This window comes from Mesorhizobium sp. WSM4845, from assembly GCF_055811455.1.
In genome coordinates, this window is the sequence record NZ_JBVVQA010000006.1 from 75239 (window position 1) to 92647 (window position 17409).

18 protein-coding genes and 1 tRNA gene are annotated in these 17409 nt (G+C 61.4%); 10 read left to right on the forward strand and 9 right to left on the reverse strand.

From position 1 onward, the window contains the following. Positions 1-201 precede the first annotated feature (201 nt). Positions 202-1560, reverse strand: coding sequence for a 3-phosphoshikimate 1-carboxyvinyltransferase (gene aroA / locus AC0L2C_RS09415; RefSeq protein WP_128244502.1), 1359 nt, complete (start codon positions 1558-1560; stop codon positions 202-204). A gap of 196 nt (positions 1561-1756) precedes the next feature. On the opposite strand from aroA, the gene AC0L2C_RS09420 reads away from it, so the two are divergent. Then, positions 1757-2143: a TIGR02300 family protein gene (locus tag AC0L2C_RS09420; protein ID WP_128244501.1), complete on the forward strand. Its 387-nt coding sequence runs from the start codon at positions 1757-1759 to the stop codon at positions 2141-2143. 170 nt (positions 2144-2313) lie between these two features. Further along, positions 2314-2389: transfer RNA gene (locus AC0L2C_RS09425), tRNA-Ala, on the forward strand. A 1162-nt stretch (positions 2390-3551) separates the two neighbouring features. On the opposite strand, the gene AC0L2C_RS09430 is transcribed toward AC0L2C_RS09425, so the two are convergent. The 3 genes from AC0L2C_RS09430 to AC0L2C_RS09440 form a co-directional block, all read right to left on the reverse strand. Continuing rightward, on the reverse strand, positions 3552-3998 hold the full coding sequence (locus tag AC0L2C_RS09430; protein ID WP_236473766.1) for a potassium channel family protein: 447 nt from the start codon (positions 3996-3998) through the stop codon (positions 3552-3554). Between the two features lie 26 nt (positions 3999-4024). Next, positions 4025-4222 carry a hypothetical protein gene (locus AC0L2C_RS09435; RefSeq protein ID WP_128244499.1) on the reverse strand — a complete coding sequence of 66 codons (198 nt, stop codon included), beginning with the start codon at positions 4220-4222 and terminating at the stop codon, positions 4025-4027. A 383-nt stretch (positions 4223-4605) separates the two neighbouring features. After that, positions 4606-4968, reverse strand: a complete 363-nt coding sequence (locus AC0L2C_RS09440; protein WP_128244498.1) for a hypothetical protein — start codon at positions 4966-4968, stop codon at positions 4606-4608. 11 nt (positions 4969-4979) lie between these two features. On the opposite strand from AC0L2C_RS09440, the gene AC0L2C_RS09445 reads away from it, so the two are divergent. Further along, the gene (locus AC0L2C_RS09445; RefSeq protein WP_287239094.1) at positions 4980-5549 is read left to right on the forward strand and encodes a hypothetical protein; all 570 of its coding nucleotides are present in this window, start codon (positions 4980-4982) and stop codon (positions 5547-5549) included. 149 nt (positions 5550-5698) lie between these two features. On the opposite strand, the gene AC0L2C_RS09450 is transcribed toward AC0L2C_RS09445, so the two are convergent. The 5 genes from AC0L2C_RS09450 to AC0L2C_RS09470 form a co-directional block, all read right to left on the reverse strand. Continuing rightward, positions 5699-5950: a hypothetical protein gene (locus AC0L2C_RS09450; protein ID WP_128244496.1), complete on the reverse strand. Its 252-nt coding sequence runs from the start codon at positions 5948-5950 to the stop codon at positions 5699-5701. 158 nt (positions 5951-6108) lie between these two features. Beyond that, the gene (locus AC0L2C_RS09455; protein WP_091591761.1) at positions 6109-6402 is read right to left on the reverse strand and encodes a hypothetical protein; all 294 of its coding nucleotides are present in this window, start codon (positions 6400-6402) and stop codon (positions 6109-6111) included. Between the two features lie 459 nt (positions 6403-6861). Then, complete coding sequence (locus AC0L2C_RS09460; RefSeq protein ID WP_473523246.1) at positions 6862-7098, reverse strand: hypothetical protein; 237 nt, start codon at positions 7096-7098, stop codon at positions 6862-6864. A gap of 46 nt (positions 7099-7144) precedes the next feature. Then, positions 7145-7642 carry an ATP-dependent DNA ligase gene (locus tag AC0L2C_RS09465; RefSeq protein WP_473523289.1) on the reverse strand — a complete coding sequence of 166 codons (498 nt, stop codon included), beginning with the start codon at positions 7640-7642 and terminating at the stop codon, positions 7145-7147. Positions 7643-9295: 1653 nt separating this feature from the next. Beyond that, the gene (locus AC0L2C_RS09470; protein ID WP_128244494.1) at positions 9296-9481 is read right to left on the reverse strand and encodes a hypothetical protein; all 186 of its coding nucleotides are present in this window, start codon (positions 9479-9481) and stop codon (positions 9296-9298) included. Between the two features lie 687 nt (positions 9482-10168). Between AC0L2C_RS09470 and AC0L2C_RS09475 the strand changes: the two genes are divergently transcribed. From AC0L2C_RS09475 to AC0L2C_RS09505, 7 genes are all read left to right on the forward strand, one after another. Then, the gene (locus tag AC0L2C_RS09475) at positions 10169-10768 is read left to right on the forward strand and encodes an ANTAR domain-containing response regulator (protein ID WP_473523247.1); all 600 of its coding nucleotides are present in this window, start codon (positions 10169-10171) and stop codon (positions 10766-10768) included. Between the two features lie 2 nt (positions 10769-10770). Continuing rightward, the gene (locus AC0L2C_RS09480; RefSeq protein ID WP_287239100.1) at positions 10771-12009 is read left to right on the forward strand and encodes a CmpA/NrtA family ABC transporter substrate-binding protein; all 1239 of its coding nucleotides are present in this window, start codon (positions 10771-10773) and stop codon (positions 12007-12009) included. Positions 12010-12369: 360 nt separating this feature from the next. Further along, entirely contained in the window at positions 12370-13686 is a 1317-nt protein-coding gene (locus AC0L2C_RS09485; RefSeq protein WP_473523248.1) for a CmpA/NrtA family ABC transporter substrate-binding protein, read from the forward strand. Between the two features lie 60 nt (positions 13687-13746). Then, the gene (gene ntrB / locus AC0L2C_RS09490) at positions 13747-14643 is read left to right on the forward strand and encodes a nitrate ABC transporter permease (RefSeq protein ID WP_128172929.1); all 897 of its coding nucleotides are present in this window, start codon (positions 13747-13749) and stop codon (positions 14641-14643) included. 11 nt (positions 14644-14654) lie between these two features. After that, positions 14655-15452 (forward strand): ABC transporter ATP-binding protein, encoded by a 798-nt coding sequence (locus tag AC0L2C_RS09495; RefSeq protein WP_128168359.1) that lies wholly within the window; start codon positions 14655-14657, stop codon positions 15450-15452. A gap of 398 nt (positions 15453-15850) precedes the next feature. Next, on the forward strand, positions 15851-16042 hold the full coding sequence (locus AC0L2C_RS09500) for a hypothetical protein (protein ID WP_128168358.1): 192 nt from the start codon (positions 15851-15853) through the stop codon (positions 16040-16042). 115 nt (positions 16043-16157) lie between these two features. Next, on the forward strand, positions 16158-17399 hold the full coding sequence (locus tag AC0L2C_RS09505) for an MFS transporter (RefSeq protein ID WP_287226924.1): 1242 nt from the start codon (positions 16158-16160) through the stop codon (positions 17397-17399). The last annotated feature ends 10 nt before the right edge of the window (positions 17400-17409 follow it).

Here is a 17409-nt window from a genome sequence, read left to right on the forward strand (position 1 = left end):
GGGGGGGAGATCGGCCGTCATCGCGGCTTTCGCCAATTGTCTAAGTTGCAGGTGTCTAAGTTGCAGGGTTGAGCGGAGCGGCCAAGCCGCCAATCTCCCCCCTTGTGGGGGAGATGTCGTCCGGCAGGACAGAGGGGGGCGCTGTCCCGCCGACGTTCCAATTTGGTCCCACGCTCCAAGGTTATTGATTGCCATCAACTGTCACTCGATCTCCGCCCCCAGCCCCTTCATAAGCCCCATGAACTCCGGAAAGCTGGTCGCGATCATCGCCTGGTCGTCGATGGTGACAGGTTTTTCCGTTGCCAGTCCCATGACGAGAAAGCTCATGGCAATGCGGTGGTCGAGATGGGTCTGGACGATGGTGCTCTTTCCGTTCGGGTGCTGGCCAAGCCCCTTGCCGCCTGGTTTGCCACGCACCGCCAGCGAGGCCTCGCCCTCGGTACAGTCGACGCCGTTGAGCTTCAGCCCTTCGGCGACCGCCGACAGCCGGTCCGATTCCTTCACCCGCAGCTCTTCCAGTCCCTGCATCAGCGTCTCGCCCTCGGCAAAGCTCGCCGCGACAGCAAGCACCGGATATTCATCGATCATCGTCGGCGCCCGTTCGGGCGGCACGGTGACGGCCTTCAGCTCGGAGTAGCGCACGCGCAGATCGGCGACATCTTCACCGCCTTCATTGCGCGGGTCGACAATGTCGATCCTGGCGCCCATTTCCTGTAGCGTCAACAAAAGACCGGTGCGGGTCGGGTTCATCAGCACGTTTTCGATTGTAATGTCCGAGCCCGGCACGATCAGCGCCGCCACCAGAGGGAATCCGGCCGAGGACGGGTCGCCCGGCACAGCGATGGTCTGGCCGGTGAGCTTGCCCTGGCCCTCGATGAAGATATGGCGCACGCCGCGCTCGTCGGTCTCGACCGACAGATTGGCGCCGAATCCCTTCAGCATCTTTTCGGTGTGGTCGCGCGTCATCACCGGCTCGATGACGGTGGTGATGCCGGGCGTGTTCAACCCCGCGAGCAGCACCGCCGACTTCACCTGGGCCGAGGCCATCGGCACGCGGTAGCTGATCGGCGCGGCATGTTTGGGGCCGCGCAGCGTGATCGGCATGCGGTCGCCGGGCGTCGCCTTCAGCACCTGCACACCCATCTGGCGCAGCGGCTCGAGCACGCGGCCCATCGGCCGGCCGGACAGCGAGGCGTCGCCGATGAAGGTTGTCTCCATGTCGTAGGTGCCGACCAGGCCCATGGTGAGGCGCGAGCCGGTGCCGGCGTTCCCGAAATCGAGCGGGCCTTCCGGCTGCAGCAGCGCGCCGTTGCCGGTGCCGCGGATCACCCATTCAGCGCCGCGCTTCTCTATATGCGCGCCCATCGCCTTCATCGCGGCGCCCGTGCGCATCACGTCTTCGCCCTCCAGAAGGCCGGTGATGCGGGTTTCGCCGGAGGCGAGGCCGCCGAACATGAACGAGCGGTGCGAGATCGATTTGTCGCCGGGCACCCGTGCTGTGCCTGAAAGCGCTGGCGATTTGCGGGCGGTGGCCGGTTTCTCGGCGGCAGTATGCGACATGGGTTTTCCCTAGGTGAAAAACGCCGGTGGCCGGCCTTTTTCTTGTGGTTTGCGCGGTCTCGTATCACGGCGGACGGAAATGGTCATCCCCCTGCAGGATGTCGCTCAAGGTGGGGATTTGAGACCTTGGCTTTAGGCTTTGACAGCGCCGTAAACTGTGGTTATGGGGACCAAACTTTCATCGACGAGGCTTGCTGTGGCAAAACCCGAACTTGGCACCAAACGCATCGACCCCGAGACGGGTCAAAAATTCTACGATCTGAACAAGGATCCGATCGTCTCGCCCTATACCGGCAAGAACTATCCCCGCTCTTATTTCGAGGAAGGCAAGATTGCCGCCCTTGAGGAGGAAGAGGAAGTTGCCGAGAAGGAAGCCGACGCCGAGGAGGAAGAGGGCGTCGAGGTCGTCTCGCTCGAAGAGGCGGACGAGGATGCGAAGCCCGACGATCTTCCCGATCTCGGCGATGACGAGGACGATGTGGACCTCGGCGACGACGACGATACCTTCCTCGCCGACGAAGAGGAAGAGGACGACGATGTCGCCGACATGATCGGCGTCGGCGATGACGACGACGAAGTCTGATCCGGCCTCTCCCACAGCGCCCGCCGACTTTCGCGGGTTCTTGATAAAAAGCGGCTCTTAAAGGCTTGATATTGACGGAAGGCGGGGTTAGAAGCCGCCTGCACTAACGGCGCGGTCTCAACCCGCGCCGGATCTCTTCGCCGGCAACGGCGCCGGTTGAGTGCCGGAGTGGGGCCATAGCTCAGTTGGGAGAGCGCTTGAATGGCATTCAAGAGGTCGTCGGTTCGATTCCGATTGGCTCCACCAAAATTTCTATAATGTTTCAGATGATTAGCGTTCTCCCCCTCGGGGGCCTGTTGCCCTGAAATGGTTCGGGGCACCGCCGGGGCACCCCGAGGCGCTTTTTGGGGCGCAAAATTTGCCTAGTCTCCGTTTTCCGCCAGATTTGCCGAAAGGCGAGAGGATGGGAAATGTTCGGACTTTTTAGCGCGGGCCTAGGTCCCTCGAAGTTAGATTGGCTTGAGGCACGATACGCTTGCATGTTCCGTATGCCGACGAGCGCAGGCCGTTGTGTCGCCGTAGCGTCAACCGGCTGAAGCCCGGCGGTGCTTCCTCAGCCGAGTGATTGCCGACCTGTCGACCGTAATCACGCCGCCGCAGTCAATCCGCACGGTGAGTTTGTCTGCTCCGCGATCGATGCGGGTGACGTCCCCAACAAGAACTACTCGGTCGCCGGCCCGGGCTTTGGGTGGCGGCTCTAGCGTGTAAGGATGGTCATAGGATGGAATGCTCACTCTGGCTCGGCCGCTAGGGAGAATGGAGATGACGGTACCTGCTAGCGCAACCTCATCGCCGACCTCAAATTCGCCAGGCATGTTAAGGTGCAGCATGGTCTTCCTCCCGATGCTTTCCTATTTGATGCTTTGCTAAATTAATGCCCGGCCACCGCGTTGGTTGCGTGCAATCCGCTTCGTACGGTTCCGCACATTTCCAAGCTGGATCGCGATGGCGACGGGACCACTTTGAGGTGCCTAGAGCGCCGTAAGCCGCACCAGAGAGGCATCGCCTATCAGCTGGCCGAAATTTTCTAGGGGCGCCCTACAGGGAACACTCAAAAGGTTCAAAAGGGTCTGGGCCGCAGGCTGCTCGCTGTTTCCCTGCTGTTTATCAGCGGCAGTGGATTAACCGGGAACCCGTTATTTAAAATGGGCTAAGCCATTGGCTCTTATAAGGCTTCTTGAACTGACTCCCCCTCGGGAGCATGCGCGTACCGGTCCCGAAATTACCCTCCCCAATAGTGGGTAATGGCCTCGATTACCACGCTATAGCAACGGGCCGTTCTGATAGCGGTGCAGTGGCGAAATTTTGAATAAGCCCCTATGGGGAACATTCAGGTAAGCGGTTACAAGCCGCCGCACCTTTCGGCGCGAACAGCTATGACGAAGGAACACGACCTCTGAAACGCGCGTCAGTCTTGCTCCCGCTTCCACAGATCCGAAGTCGATGCGTATGCGAACGATGCTGACCAAGCGATCAGGACGAGTCCATTGAGACCCTCCAAGGCAGCAACGATTCGCATCGGCCCAGTGGCATAGACTTCGCCAAAGCCGATCGTCGTGTAACAGGTAACCGAGAAATAGAAGAAATCCGCTGCGCTTCCGGAAAACAAGCCTGCGAGACCTCCAAGGTCTGGATGGTGGTTCATCCAGGCGTAGGCGAGCGCGAAAAGACAGATCCCCACCACGTGAGCAATGATTGCTGCGACGACCAAGAGCAGCAGATCAACCCGCATCGGAAGTGAAAAACGACGCCTCATCGTTCCGGCGATATTTAGCACTTCATAGTGCATCAGAACCGTTACCAGTGCGAGACCTACAGATATGGCGAACGCGATGAGCAATTGCGGTACCTTCAAGTAGCACTCAGATGCTCAACCGCTTATCACCGCGCGAGCGGTTCGAACAGCGTCGACCTGACGCGACGCGATGCGATGCCGAACACGCGAATGGTGAGGACGAACGCGAGCACCCGGTGGTGCCATCTCCCCGGGTCCTCGGCAAAATCGTCGGAACCGAACCGCTCCCAATGGCTTTCGTAATCAGGGGCGGCGTCAAAGAGGAGACTGTTATGGATCGGCAAGAAAATAGCGTTTTGGAGGCGGGCTGGCTTTTGGCGGTCCCGCTTTCTATCGGATTTGCCGTTTTGATTGCAGGCTTAGTGCTGGGCTAGTGTGCTATGGGAACCGGAACTCGATCACTCGCCCCTCGGCCTTCCATGATTGCCGGGCGTCAACGGAACCAAAGTCGCGCAATAGCTGAGGGACAGGAGCAAGGCGGACGCCACCGTCGCGCTTTTCGCCAGCCGGCCGCTCGGGCTTCTGCCTCGCTGCAAAACCAGCGCTCCCCCTTGCCGGTCGAGGTTACGGTTCGGTCATGACGGGCGAGGGAGAAATGCGCCGCTAGGTGTCAATCCTAATCGGAGGTTCACGCAAAGAAAAACCCGCCACCGTGAGGCAGCGGGCTTCAGTGATGGTCGCTCCCCCCACGCTTTCTACGAGGTTGCTTCGTGATCGGATGCGCTGCAAGAACCGCAATGAGCTTGGCGACTTCGTCCTCGCCGATCGGCAGATATCGGTCCTTTGCGGCTTCTCGCTTCCATTGGACGGCCATTAGATCGGGCGCTGGGACTCGGATTTGATCGGCCGCAGCCTGCCGGCTCCTGTCGACGCTGATCATCCGTTTGTCAGAATAGGCGCTAGATTTGTCCTCGTCCTCCAGGACGTACATCGCGTGAATGCTTTTCTCTTGCCAGTAAGCCGTTTCCGCTCTTGCCAGGCTGGTGACAGCATCAGCCTTGCGCCAAGGAAGTCGGCGCGCCTGACGCATGAGCTGTTGTGGTGCGTGTCGATGAGGACGACATCGGGCAGCGGATCAAGGCACTGCCGAACGAATGCAGCCAGCGCCTTTGTCTTGACGCCGGCGCTCATGCTGATGCGTCCCCTCCGGAAGCCAGCTGGAAAACCGACGCCGCCAGCTGCGCTGCCCAAAGTTCGGCTTCGAAGGGATATTTGCGCGCCGCGCCGGCCCTTGCGGGGCCGAAGCTTTTGAAGTTCAGTGCATGCGCAGGGGGCAGCATGCGCAAATACCATATTTTCGCGGCGGCAGGGGCCGCGACCATCCTTTTAAGCGGCTGCTCCGGTTCGGGCCTAGGTATGCCTGGCTCACCTGCTTGGTTTGCCACCACACCGCAGGCGGAACAGGCAACCTATTTCCGCAACCGATGCGTTTCCTACGGCTTCGAGCCAGGGACCCCGGCCATGGCCCAATGCATCCAAAACGAGTCCATTTCGTCTCGCGGCAGGGCATCTGCCAGGGCGAATGCGGCATTTGCCAACATGCAAAACAGTCAGCCGAAAACGACGACTTGCAACCGCTTCGGCAACACCGTGAACTGCACGACGTTTTGAGTCGACACCGAGAGGCGGAATGAGCGCCCGCCTCTCTCATTGCGAACGCTCGACGGCGAATGTTTGCGCGTCATCTCCCTCCGGCCTAGAGAATGGTGGCGGCGCCGGCGTGAGGCTGAGGATTGACGCGCCGCCGTGCCCCCGCCCGATCAGGACGCTTCCTGCACTTCCTCGACTTGTGGCGTCACGGGTGCAGGATTAATGACGTAGGTGTTCGAGGTCAGGTCGCTTGTAGATCGGATGATGATACCGTCGTCTCTTAATCGGGCAAACGTTGCCCTTGCGATACGCATGGGCTTGCCTTTGGCATCTGCGGCGGTGACTTTGTTCGACCAGGGAACGTGAGTGATGGTGTCAACGCGCTTGAGAAAGCGCTTTTCCTTCTCAGTCAACTCGATCACGCCGTTCCTCCATATCATCGCAGCGTTTGGCTGGCCGGTAACGCCGATGATGCGACTCCGTTCCCAGACAGGCGCATGGTTGCTGCCTATGTCGAGAAAACCTTGAGGCTAAGGGCTACCTGCCGAAAGGCGCAGCAGAATAGCTATGCTCGTCACCGTCAGCCGGGAGGAGTGTAGAGCGGCTCTCTGCATCGATGAACCAAGCACTGGCCATCGAGCGTCGGCACAAACCCTACCGCTGGGATTTCCGACCAGTCGCACGCATTGCTGTACCGGCGGACGTAGAGGGCATAGGTGTTCGGGCCGGTGGTCAGCACCGCCGAGCCATGGCTCTGGATTAGCGCCTGCGTCTGTTGGCAGGTCATGGCGCGGGTGTCCGGCCTGGCCTGGGCGAGGGTTGTGAAGGCAAGCGTGACCGCTGCCGAGGTCAACGCAATCCGGCGAATGGACATGACGAGACTCCCATGATGAGCCATTTTGTTGACAAACTCGCATGTCGCAGGGCAGCTGTGCAATGGCGGCCTTACCCTCCCGCACCGCGCTCAACATTGCCTGGGGCGGCCATGACGGCTACTGTGTCGCCAGAAACCGGGTTCATCCGGGGAATGTCGGTCTCCATAAGTTTCTGAACGGGCCTCGCTTTCGGTCGGCGGCCAGGCACCAGCATGACATCCGTGCTAAGTGCCCCCAATTCGGAGGGAAAGATGCGACTATTTTTGGTGTTGATTTTGATGGCTCTGAGCGGCTGCGTATCCAATGTTTCCCCGGATAGTGATGGTATACCACGCCGCGCGTCCTTTGCTGGAAACCGTTAGCCCGCTCAATTTGGCTGATTGCCAACGCCTATTTGCCGGTGCCTCAGCACTTGACGAGGAAAGCGAGACAAGCGGCAGCGCATAGAACGCGGAAAGCTAGCTTTCATCCCAAAAATCCTGCAGCGAGGCGTGGCGCAAGTCTTCCTCGCCGCGTAGGTGCTTGACGCGGGCCTTGATGCCCGGCTTGACCCATTGCGTTGCCGGTCGCTTTGGCATGTCCTTGGGCGGTGACCCGGCATGCTCCTGGACCCTTTTCCAAAGTCGTTCCCGCATCTCGCGATTGACGCTCACGAACGCGCTGCCGACATATTTGCGGGTGGCTGGGTCAGCCATCAGAGCAAACGCGGGCTTGCCCCTCTCGCGTTCGACGCCGAGTAGTTCAAACTCGCTTTCTGTGAAGGATTTTGTCTTCAGCCAATTGGTGGTCGGGCCGCTGCGATATTTGCTGTCCCGACGCTTCGATACCATCCCTTCCAGGCCAGCCGCGTCGATCAAGATGATAGATCGCATTAGCCTCGCCCGGCATGGTCTCACTGAACTGGATGCGGCTGTCAGACCCTATAAGGCCGGCCAGGATTTCCCGCCGATCCTCAAGTGCCATGTCGCGCAAGTCGTAGCCGTTAAGATGCAGCAGATCGAACGCGACGAAATAGAGGTCGTGCTGGCGCCTCGTGATTGCCTTGCGCAGCGCGGCAAAATCCGAAAGGCCAGCGTCATTTAAGACGACGACTTCGCCGTCGATGATGGCGTTCTGTACGTTGAGACCTTTGGCTGCCTCGACCAGATCGCGGTATTTGGAGGTCCGTCGAGTCCGCGGCGGGTGAAAATGCGCGCACCGCCGGCCCCGATGATGATTTGGGAGCGGTAGCCGTCGAATTTGGCTTCATGCATCCAGTCATCGCCTTGAGGCGGCTTGGCGACCAAGGTAGGCCTCATCGGAGGAATGAACTCTAGCCGGCCAGCACCGGCACTCACTCGTTTACGCACAGGTTCGAGTCTAGGCTCATTCGATTTGATGGCTAGGGGAACGGACCATGACCATTTTACTAAATTAGCAACGATGCATGAAGCGGCATACAATTTCGCCCAAGCCGGCGACCGCCCCCCGACCTGCCAGCCGGCCAGGCCCGGCGGCCGTTGCGCCCCCAAGTAGGGCTGCCGGGCTGCCCCATCAAACGCACTGTAGCGACCAACGTGAGACGAGATAGAACAAATAACGCAAAGGAGACCTAACCAGAGGAGCGCAGCAACCCCTCCTCCTTGGCAGCGGCTTCCAAGGCCTTCCTTACGTCGTCGGGTGTGCCCTCGCCTCCAAGGCAGGCCATGCAGGCTTCTTGGGTCCTCGCTTGGCCCACTTCATAAGTTCCGTGGCGGCACCCTCGACGTTGTTGCAGCCATAGGTGAGTCCAGGTCGGTCTGTCTCGATGTTGACCGGAGGGTGAAACCAATGGAGAGCTATGAGGGTAATTAGGGGATGCTCATGTGTTTGGTAGAGGCGAGGGCCTAGGCACGGATGCTTGGGAGAGAGGGCCACGCGCTTGGCGACGTAGCGAACGATACGGCGGGCCTGAGAGGCGGCTGGAGCATGCGACGAGGGCGATGCGGAAGGCGCTGGCATAGGCGCTGAAGATCGCGCTCTGGGTCGGCTAGACCTTCGGAGTTCCGTGACGGTAAATGAGCAGCGGGGACCGGGTGGGTGGCTTGGGGTTAGTCCCCGCTGCTTTGAGCTGCCTTCGCGGGGTGCAGTGGCAGCACAACTAAATAGTGACTGAGCGATGACAGGACCCAGACAGCGGAGCCTTGGGCGCCCTGTCAGACTTACACCGGCTAGTGCCGGCCCCAAAGGCCACCCGGGCGGGTGTCTCAAGAGTGCGGCCGGGGACGGGCCTTCAAAGATTGCGACTTCCGTACCCCAGCCTACACTCCGGCCTGACGCGCGTGCCCACCCAACCCAGCGTCAAGCGACAGGTCATTAGTAGCCGATAAAGATCGCCCCCAAATCGGCCGCTTGAGCTAGCTCGGATAGACAATTCGGGTGAGCGGGTTCAACGGGTCAAAAGGAGGGGTCGGAATATCCGGGCCAAATTTTCTTACGACCCATCGGATAACAGGCTCATGCGAGCTAAAGTGAGAGCTTCATGGGCCATAGTACCCCCTCCTCCTCGGCAGCAGCCTCCAAGTCCTTGCGTACTTCCTTAGGGTCAACCTCCTCACCCCGCAGGGCTTGAAGGCAGAGGGCCGACGCACGTTTCCACTTGGGCCCTCTTGGACCACTTCAGGAGCTGCTCGGATGCACCTCGGACATTGTTACAGGCATAGCTGACACCGACCATTTCGGTCTTCACGAACACCGGAGGGGAGAACCAGTAGGTTGCCATGGAGGGTAATTTAGAGCGGGAAGAGGAACGATGTAGGCCCGCGCGGGTTTAGAATTGCGGCGGCCAGTTCTCCGTGGAAGCACAGCCGTTGTGGGCCCGTCGCTTGTTCCTCAACGGCGGCGGGCTTCCCTTAGCAGGACCCGTCAGGGCAGCTATGGAGTTTCGTCCCGACCGGCCTTGCCGATCGCCTCAAGCAATGATGCCAGCGTTGGCGTCAATTCCTGTTCGACCTCCAGCCCAAGCAGCTTGTGTACGTGATGGCGATTGTCTTCAGCGCTGATGAACTGCCGAATGGCCTCGGCAAGTGGGGGGTAGCCCAGCCTTTCACGCTTTGCCATGTCTGCATGTCCCTACCCCGCCCTGCCGCAACTCGCAGGTCACGGAATGGTTGCATTAGGGGTCAGGAATGATTGGTAGAAATTTCTGAGCGCGAAGGACTGGCTGATCCGTATTCGGCTAGTCTGAGACTGAAAACCCCGGCAACCACCGGGGTTTTCAGCACACTAACTGCTAATAATACCAGCCCCAGACCCAAACACGCCTGCGAAAACACCGTCTGCGCAGACGGCCATATCGCCAGGCACGACGACAGGCCCTTCTCCAAGCCCGCCGCCGGCGCCGCCGCCTGCGGTGCCAGCTCCGATGTCGGACCGGCTCCGCCTGAGTATCCTCATCTTCGAACGGCTCTGTCTCCAGCGCGTCGAGTTCATCGAGGATGCCACTTCTGGCGCTCGGTACGCCGGCCACCGCGTTGATTGGCCGAACTGCGCTCGCAAGGGCTGCTGCCCCAGCAACGCCCAACACTCCTGTCAAAATAACCGCCGATCCATGGAACCTCCAATTTCAAAGCCAGCGAGACAAGGTCGCAATTGGGAAATAGCGCGGTGGATACAAAAGCAAAGTCAGATGCGTTTAGAGAGGCTTAACGGTCGGTTCCGCGAACATGTTACGGTCCCCGAAGCGATGACTTCGTCAATTCTCGCCATGCCGCATTGCACAATCACGCTGCGTGCGCAAAATGCGGCATGATCCGGAAATCCCTCACCGTCCTGGTGATCGACGAAAACCACATCCGCGCCTCCATCATCGAGGCGGGATTGCGGGAGGCCGGGCATGAGCAGGTCACGGTCGTTCACGATGTTGCGGGAATAGCGCGGCGCATTGCCGAGATCGAACCGGACGTAATCGTCATCGATCTCGAAAATCCCAACCGCGATATGCTTGAAAACATGTTCCAGCTTTCGCGCGTGGTGAAGCGGCCGATCGCCATGTTCGTGGACCGGTCGGATCAGGCTTCAATCGAAGCTGCGGTGGAAGCGGGGGTCTCCGCCTATGTCGTCGACGGGCTGCGCCAGGAGCGCGTCAAGCCGATCCTCGACATGGCGATCAGCCGCTTCAACGCGTTCTCGCGGATGGCGCGCGAACTTGAGGAAGCCCGCAGTGAATTGGAGGACCGCAAGGTCATCGACCGCGCCAAGGGCATCCTGATGCGATCACGCGGCCTGTCGGAGGACGCGGCCTATACGCTTCTGCGCAAGACCGCCATGAACCAGAACCGCAAGATCAGCGAAATCGCGCAGAGCCTGGTGACGGCGGCAGGCCTTCTGGATCCCGGAGAGATTTGAGCATGGCGGCCGAACACCAGATCAACGCAGGTTTCATACCGCTCTTCGACAGCGCCGTCCTTGTCGCAGCGAGGGAGATCGGCTTTGCCGCACGCGAAGGCGTCGACCTGACGCTCAGCCGCGAAACCTCTTGGGCCAACATCCGCGACCGCATCGCGATCGGGCATTTCGATTTGGCGCATATGCTGGGGCCGATGCCGATCGCCTGCAATCTGGGGCTCACCCCGCTCGCCTCCGACACGATCGTGCCGTTCTCGCTGGGACTGGGCGGTAACTGCGTAACGGTTTCGAACACGCTCTGGGCGGGCATGGCCGCGCACGGCGCCTTGCCCGATCTCAATCCGGCGCGGGCCGGCAAGGCCTTGGGAGCGCTGATCCGTGAACGGGCAAATGCCGGTCGCGACCCCCTGCGCTTTGCGGTCGTGCATCCGCACTCCGGACACAATTACGAACTGCGCTACTGGCTCGCCGCCTGCGGCATCGATCCGTCGCGCGAAATAGAAATCGTCATCGTGCCGCCGCCCTTCATGGCCGACGCGCTCGCCGCCGGCAGGATCGACGGCTACTGCGCCGGCGAACCGTGGAACAGCGCCTCGGTCGTCGCCGGCACCGGCCATATCGCCACGGTCAAGGCCACCATCTGGAAGACCAGCCCCGAGAAAGTCGTCGGCGTGCGCAAGGCCTGGGCCGAAAAACACCCGCAAGCGCTTTCGGCGCTGCTGCGCGCGCTCCATCACGCCGCGCGCTGGTGCCAGGATCCGGCAAACCGCGGCGAACTGGCCGCCCTGATGGCGCAGCCTTCCTTCCTCGGCCTTTCGCCGGCGCTACAGATGCCGACCCTGACCGGACATCTTGCGCTGGGCGGCGGCGCGGAACTGACCGTCGAGGACTTCTTTCTGGCTTTCGGCAAGGCGGCAAATTTTCCGTGGAAAAGCCACGCGCTGTGGTTCTACACGCAGATGGTCCGTTGGGGGCAGGTCAAGCACAGCGCTGCCCACATGGCGCTCGCGCGGGACACCTACCGGCCCGACCTCTATCGCGCAGCGCTGAAGCCGCTCGGCGTCGCACTTCCCGGCGCCAATTCTAAGGTGGAGGGCGCGCTGGCGTCTGCCACACCTGTCGGCTCCGCCGGCGCCAGTCTGGTGCTCGGCCCCGATGGTTTCTTCGATGGCCAGATATTCGATCCCGACGAGGTCGACGCCTACATTGCCGGGCAGAAATTGGCGCGCGCCGAAGCCTGATCATTTTCGCGCCATTCTTGTGCATTGCACAAAAATTATGCGTGCAACGGCGCTAATGAACAATCTTTGGCTTGCTCGCCCAACGAGCCAGCGCGCCGATGATTGTGGCATGCCGTTGATCTCATTGATGTTTGTCATCCATTCCGAAACTGGCACGGTTCCTGCATTGCAATAAGCAGACTCTTTTCGGGTCACGGAACAGGCGTCCAATGGCGGGCGCTACAGGCAAAGCTGCCGCTCAGGTCAACACGCGATCCCGGATGGACGGACGCGCGCGGCCTGGCCGGCGGCTTTTTTTGTTTTGACCGAGCACGGCAATCGACGGCGCTGATCCCAAGCAGTGCCCAACGGGAGACGACGATGACGAAACGCATCAAGACTGAAGCCCCTCTCGAGGGCATGACCCGCCGCAATTTTCTGATGGCAAGTGCTGCCACCGCGGCAACCCTGGCAGCGGCACGCGCGCTGCTGCCGTCTGGCGCCTATGCGGCGCCCGCGGCACCGGAAGTCACCGGCGCCAAGCTCGGCTTCATCGCGCTGACCGACGCGGCGCCGCTGATGATCGCCAAGGAGAAGGGCCTGTTCGAGAAATTCGGCATGCCCGATGTCGAGGTGCTCAAGCAGGCCTCCTGGGGCGCGACGCGCGACAATCTGATGCTCGGCGGCGAAGCCAACGGCATCGACGGCGCCCATATCCTGACGCCGACGCCTTACCTGATGCATACCGGCAAGGTGACGCAGAACAACCAGCCGATGCCGATGGCGATCGTCGCGCGGCTGAATTACGACTGCCAGGCGATTTCCGTCGCGCAGGAATATGCCGGCACCGGCGTCGGCCTCGACGCCTCCAAGCTGAAGGACGCCTTCGCGGCCAAGAAGGCCGAAGGCAAGGAGGTGAAGGCCGCCATGACCTTCCCGGGCGGCACTCATGATCTCTGGTTGCGCTATTGGCTGGCCGCTGGCGGCATCGATCCCGACAAGGATGTCTCGACCATCGTCGTGCCGCCACCGCAGATGGTCGCCAACATGAAGGTCGGCAACATGGACGTGTTCTGCGTCGGCGAGCCATGGAACGAGCAACTCGTCCATCAGGGCGTCGGCTTTACCGCCGCCACCACGGGCGAGTTGTGGAAAGGCCATCCGGAAAAGGCGCTCGGCCTGCGCGCCGCCTTCATCGACAAGAACCCGAACGCCACCAAGGCGGTCCTGATGGCCGTCATGGAAGCCCAGCAATGGTGCGAAGCCATGGAAAACAAGGACGAGATGGCGGCCATCATCGGCAAGCGGCAATGGATGAACGTGCCGACAGCCGACATCATCGGCCGCCTCAAGGGCGACATCAATTACGGCAATGACCGCGTCGCAACCGGCACCGACCTCTACATGAAGTTCTGGAAGGGCGGTGTGTCCTATCCGTTCAAGAGCCACGACAGCTGGTTCCTCGCCGAAAACATCCGCTGGGGCAAATTCGCGGCGACCACCGACATCAAGGCGCTGGTCGATCAAGTCAACCGCGAAGATCTGTGGCGCGAGGCGGCCAAGGATCTTGGCGTTGCTGCGGCCGATATCCCGGCGTCTCCATCGCGCGGCGTCGAGACCTTCTTTGACGGCAAGATTTTCGATCCGGCCAACCCGTCCGCCTATCTCGACAGCCTCAAGATCAAGGCATCGGCCTGACGTCGGCGGCAAGCGCCGCCGCTGCGCCGCTTGCCAGTGCTCAAGGAGCTTTTTGCGAAAATGTCTATTCAAGCCATCGAAGACACCAAGGTGAAGGCGTTCCCCGCGCCTGCCAAGCCTGCAGAGGTCATAGCTTTCACCGCCAAGGTGAGGCGCCGCTTCGATCCCGCCGCGATCGCCGGCAAGCTGGCGAGCACGCTGGTGCCGCCGGCCGTAGTCATCATCGTCATGCTCGTCGTCTGGCAGGTCGCCTGCTCGTCGCCCAATGCCAGCTTGCCGCCACCTAGCCAGGTATGGAACGAGGCCTACGATCTGATCGCCCATCCGTTCTTCGACTATGGTCCGCAGGATATCGGACTGGCCTGGCGGGTGCTGATTTCGCTGCAGCGGGTCGCCATCGGCTTCGGCCTGGCTGCCATCGTCGGCGTCGCGCTCGGTGCGCTGGTCGGCCAGTCGATCTGGGCGATGCGCGGCCTCGATCCTGTGTTCCAGATTCTGCGCACCGTGCCGCCGCTCGCCTGGCTGCCGCTGTCGCTGGCTGCCTTCCGCGATTCCAGCCCGTCGGCGATCTTCGTCATCTTCATCACCTCGATCTGGCCGGTGATCATCAACACTGCCGTCGGCGTCCGCAACATTCCAGAGGATTATCGAAACGTCTCCCGCATCCTCAGGCTCAACCAGCTCGAATTCTTCGTAAAGATCATGGTGCCGGCCGCGGCACCTTACATCTTCACCGGCCTGCGCATCGGCATCGGCCTGTCCTGGCTCGCCATCGTCGCCGCCGAAATGCTGACAGGCGGCGTCGGCATCGGCTTCTTCATCTGGGACGCCTGGAACTCGTCGCGGCTGCCCGACATCATCGTCGCTCTCGCCTATATCGGCGTCACCGGCTTCTGCCTCGACCGCTTGGTCGCGGCGGTCGGCGCCTTCGTCACCCGCGGCACAACGGCAAAGTGAGGAGAGGGGCGATGACGGCCTACCTGAAACTCGACCATATCGACAAATCCTTTGCCCGCGGCGGCCAGGTCAGCGAGGTGCTGAAAGACATCCGGCTGACCATCGACAAAGGCGAATTCGTCTCCATCATCGGCCATTCCGGCTGCGGCAAGTCGACCTTGCTCAACCTGATCGCCGGGCTGACCAAAGTCTCCGCCGGCGCGGTCCTGCTCGAGGACAAGGAGGTCGACAGCCCCGGACCCGAGCGCGCCGTGGTATTCCAGAACCACAGCCTTTTGCCGTGGCTCACCGTCTACGAGAACATCAATCTGGCGGTGTCGAAGGTGTTCGGTTCGACCAGGACCAAGGCCGAGCGGCATGACTGGATCATGCGCAATCTCGACCTCGTGCAGATGGCGCATGCCAGGGACAAGCGGCCCGCCGAGATATCGGGCGGCATGAAGCAGCGCGTCGGCATCGCCCGCGCGCTGGCCATGGAGCCGAAGATCCTGCTGCTCGACGAGCCCTTCGGTGCGCTGGACGCTCTGACGCGCGCCCATCTGCAGGATGCGGTGATGGATATCCATTCGAGGCTTGGCTCGACGACGATCATGATCACGCACGATGTCGACGAGGCGGTGCTGTTGTCCGATCGAATCGTCATGATGACCAACGGTCCAGCGGCGACCATCGGCGAGGTGCTTGCGGTGCCGCTGGCCCGGCCGCGCCGGCGCATCGAGCTTTCCTCCGACCGGACCTTCCTGCGCTGCCGCGAGGCGGTGCTGAAGTTCCTCTACGAACGCCACCGCTTCGTGGAAGCCGCGGAGTAAGGCCATGACCGAAAAACGCGTCATCATCTACAATTGGCAATCTGCATCGGCAATGGGCAATCTACCGCATTGCACAAATATTATGCTGCTGTGCAAGGCATTCTGACTAATCTTTGATCCGCTGCCGGGCTTGGTCAAAAATCGCGCGGCTGCGGTTCACATTGATTTTATTCGATAATCTGGAGCGGTGTCGAATTGGCACGCTTCCTGCTTTTCAGATTGTAGGTCCGAAAGGGCCAAGTGACACGGCGTCCAATGGCGGGCGCCACAGGCAAAGCTGCCGCTCAGGTCAATACGCGATCCCGGATGGACGGACGCGCAAAGACCTGACCGGCGGCTTTTTTGTTTTTACGCGATCGACGGCGCTGGTCCCAAGCGGCGCCCAACCGGAGACGACGATGACGAAACGGATCGGAACTGGCGCGTCCCTCGCGGACTTCACGCGCCGCGATTTTCTGGCCAGCAGCGCGCTGACGGCGGCACTGTTCACCGCCGCGCTCCTGCTGTTTCCCGTCGGCGCCAAGACGGAAAACAAGGACCTGGCCGTGGCGAGCCCCGTCTCGTTGCACGCACTGATGCCGCGCCGCTGATCATTCACCCACAAACATCCGCGGTGCATCCCACGCCGCAAACCGGAGCCAGACGTTGACCGCCAATCTCCCAGCCGCGCCCAGCCAGGACAATGCTCCCCGCCAGGCGCTTGTGATGTCCACCATCGCCTTCACCGTCTGCTTCGCGGTGTGGACGATATTTTCAATCATCGGCGTGCGCATAAAGCAGGACCTTGGGCTGAACGAGACGGAGTTCGGCCTGCTGGTCGGCACGCCGATCCTCACCGGTTCGCTCGTGCGCATGGTGCTCGGTGTCTGGACCGACCGTTTTGGCGGGCGGCTGGTATACACCGCGACCATGCTTGCGGCGGCGGTCGCGACCTTCCTGCTCGCTTTTGCGCATACCTACGGACAGATGCTGGTCGCCGCGTTAGGCGTTGGGCTCGCCGGTGGTTCCTTCGCCGTCGGTGTCGCCTATGTCTCGCGCTTCTTCCCGGCCGGCAAGCAGGGCACGGCGCTTGGCATTTTCGGTGTCGGCAATGTCGGCGCCGCGGTCACCAAGTTCCTGGCACCGTTCGTGCTTCTCTCCTGGGGCTGGCAGTCGGTCGCGATGATCTGGGCGGCAGCACTCGTCGTCATGGCCGCCGTCTTCTGGTTCACGACCGGCGACGATCCGGTCATCCGCGAGCGCCGCGCCGGCAAGGCAGCGCCTGCGAGAAGCTTCTTGCAGGAATTCGCGCCGCTCAAGAACCTGCAGGTCTGGCGCTTCGCCTTCTATTATTTCTTCGCCTTCGGAGCATTCGTGGCGCTGTCGCTGTGGTTGCCGCGCTACCTGATCGGCGTCTACGGCTTTGGCATCGCGACCGCCGGCATGATCGGCGCGGCCTATTCGATCCCTGCAAGTATCTTCCGCGCCTATGGCGGCGTGCTTTCCGACCGGATCGGCGCCCGAACCGTGCTCTACTGGACCTTCGCGGTCAGTGCCGTCGCGACTCTCGTTCTGTCTCTCCCCTCGGCAGACTACGTCGTGCACGGCATCAGCGGGCCGATCGCCTTCCATTTCGAGATCGGCCCGCTCGCCTTCATAGCCGTTGCCTGCGTGCTCGGCTTCTTCATGAGCCTTGGCAAGGCCGCCGTCTACAAACACATCCCGGCTTACTACCCGCAGAGTGTCGGCGCGGTCGGCGGCGTCGTCGGCATGATTGGCGGGCTCGGCGGCTTTGTCCTGCCAATCGCCTTCGGCGCACTCAACGACCTCACCGGCGTCTGGTCGAGCTGCTTCATGCTGCTCTTCGTCATCGTCGCCACCTGCTTTGCCTGGATGCACTTCAGCATCCGGCGGATGGAGCGCGCGGCCGCCGCCGAAGCTTCAGGCCTTTCCTACGCGGCTGAGTGAGACCGGAGTG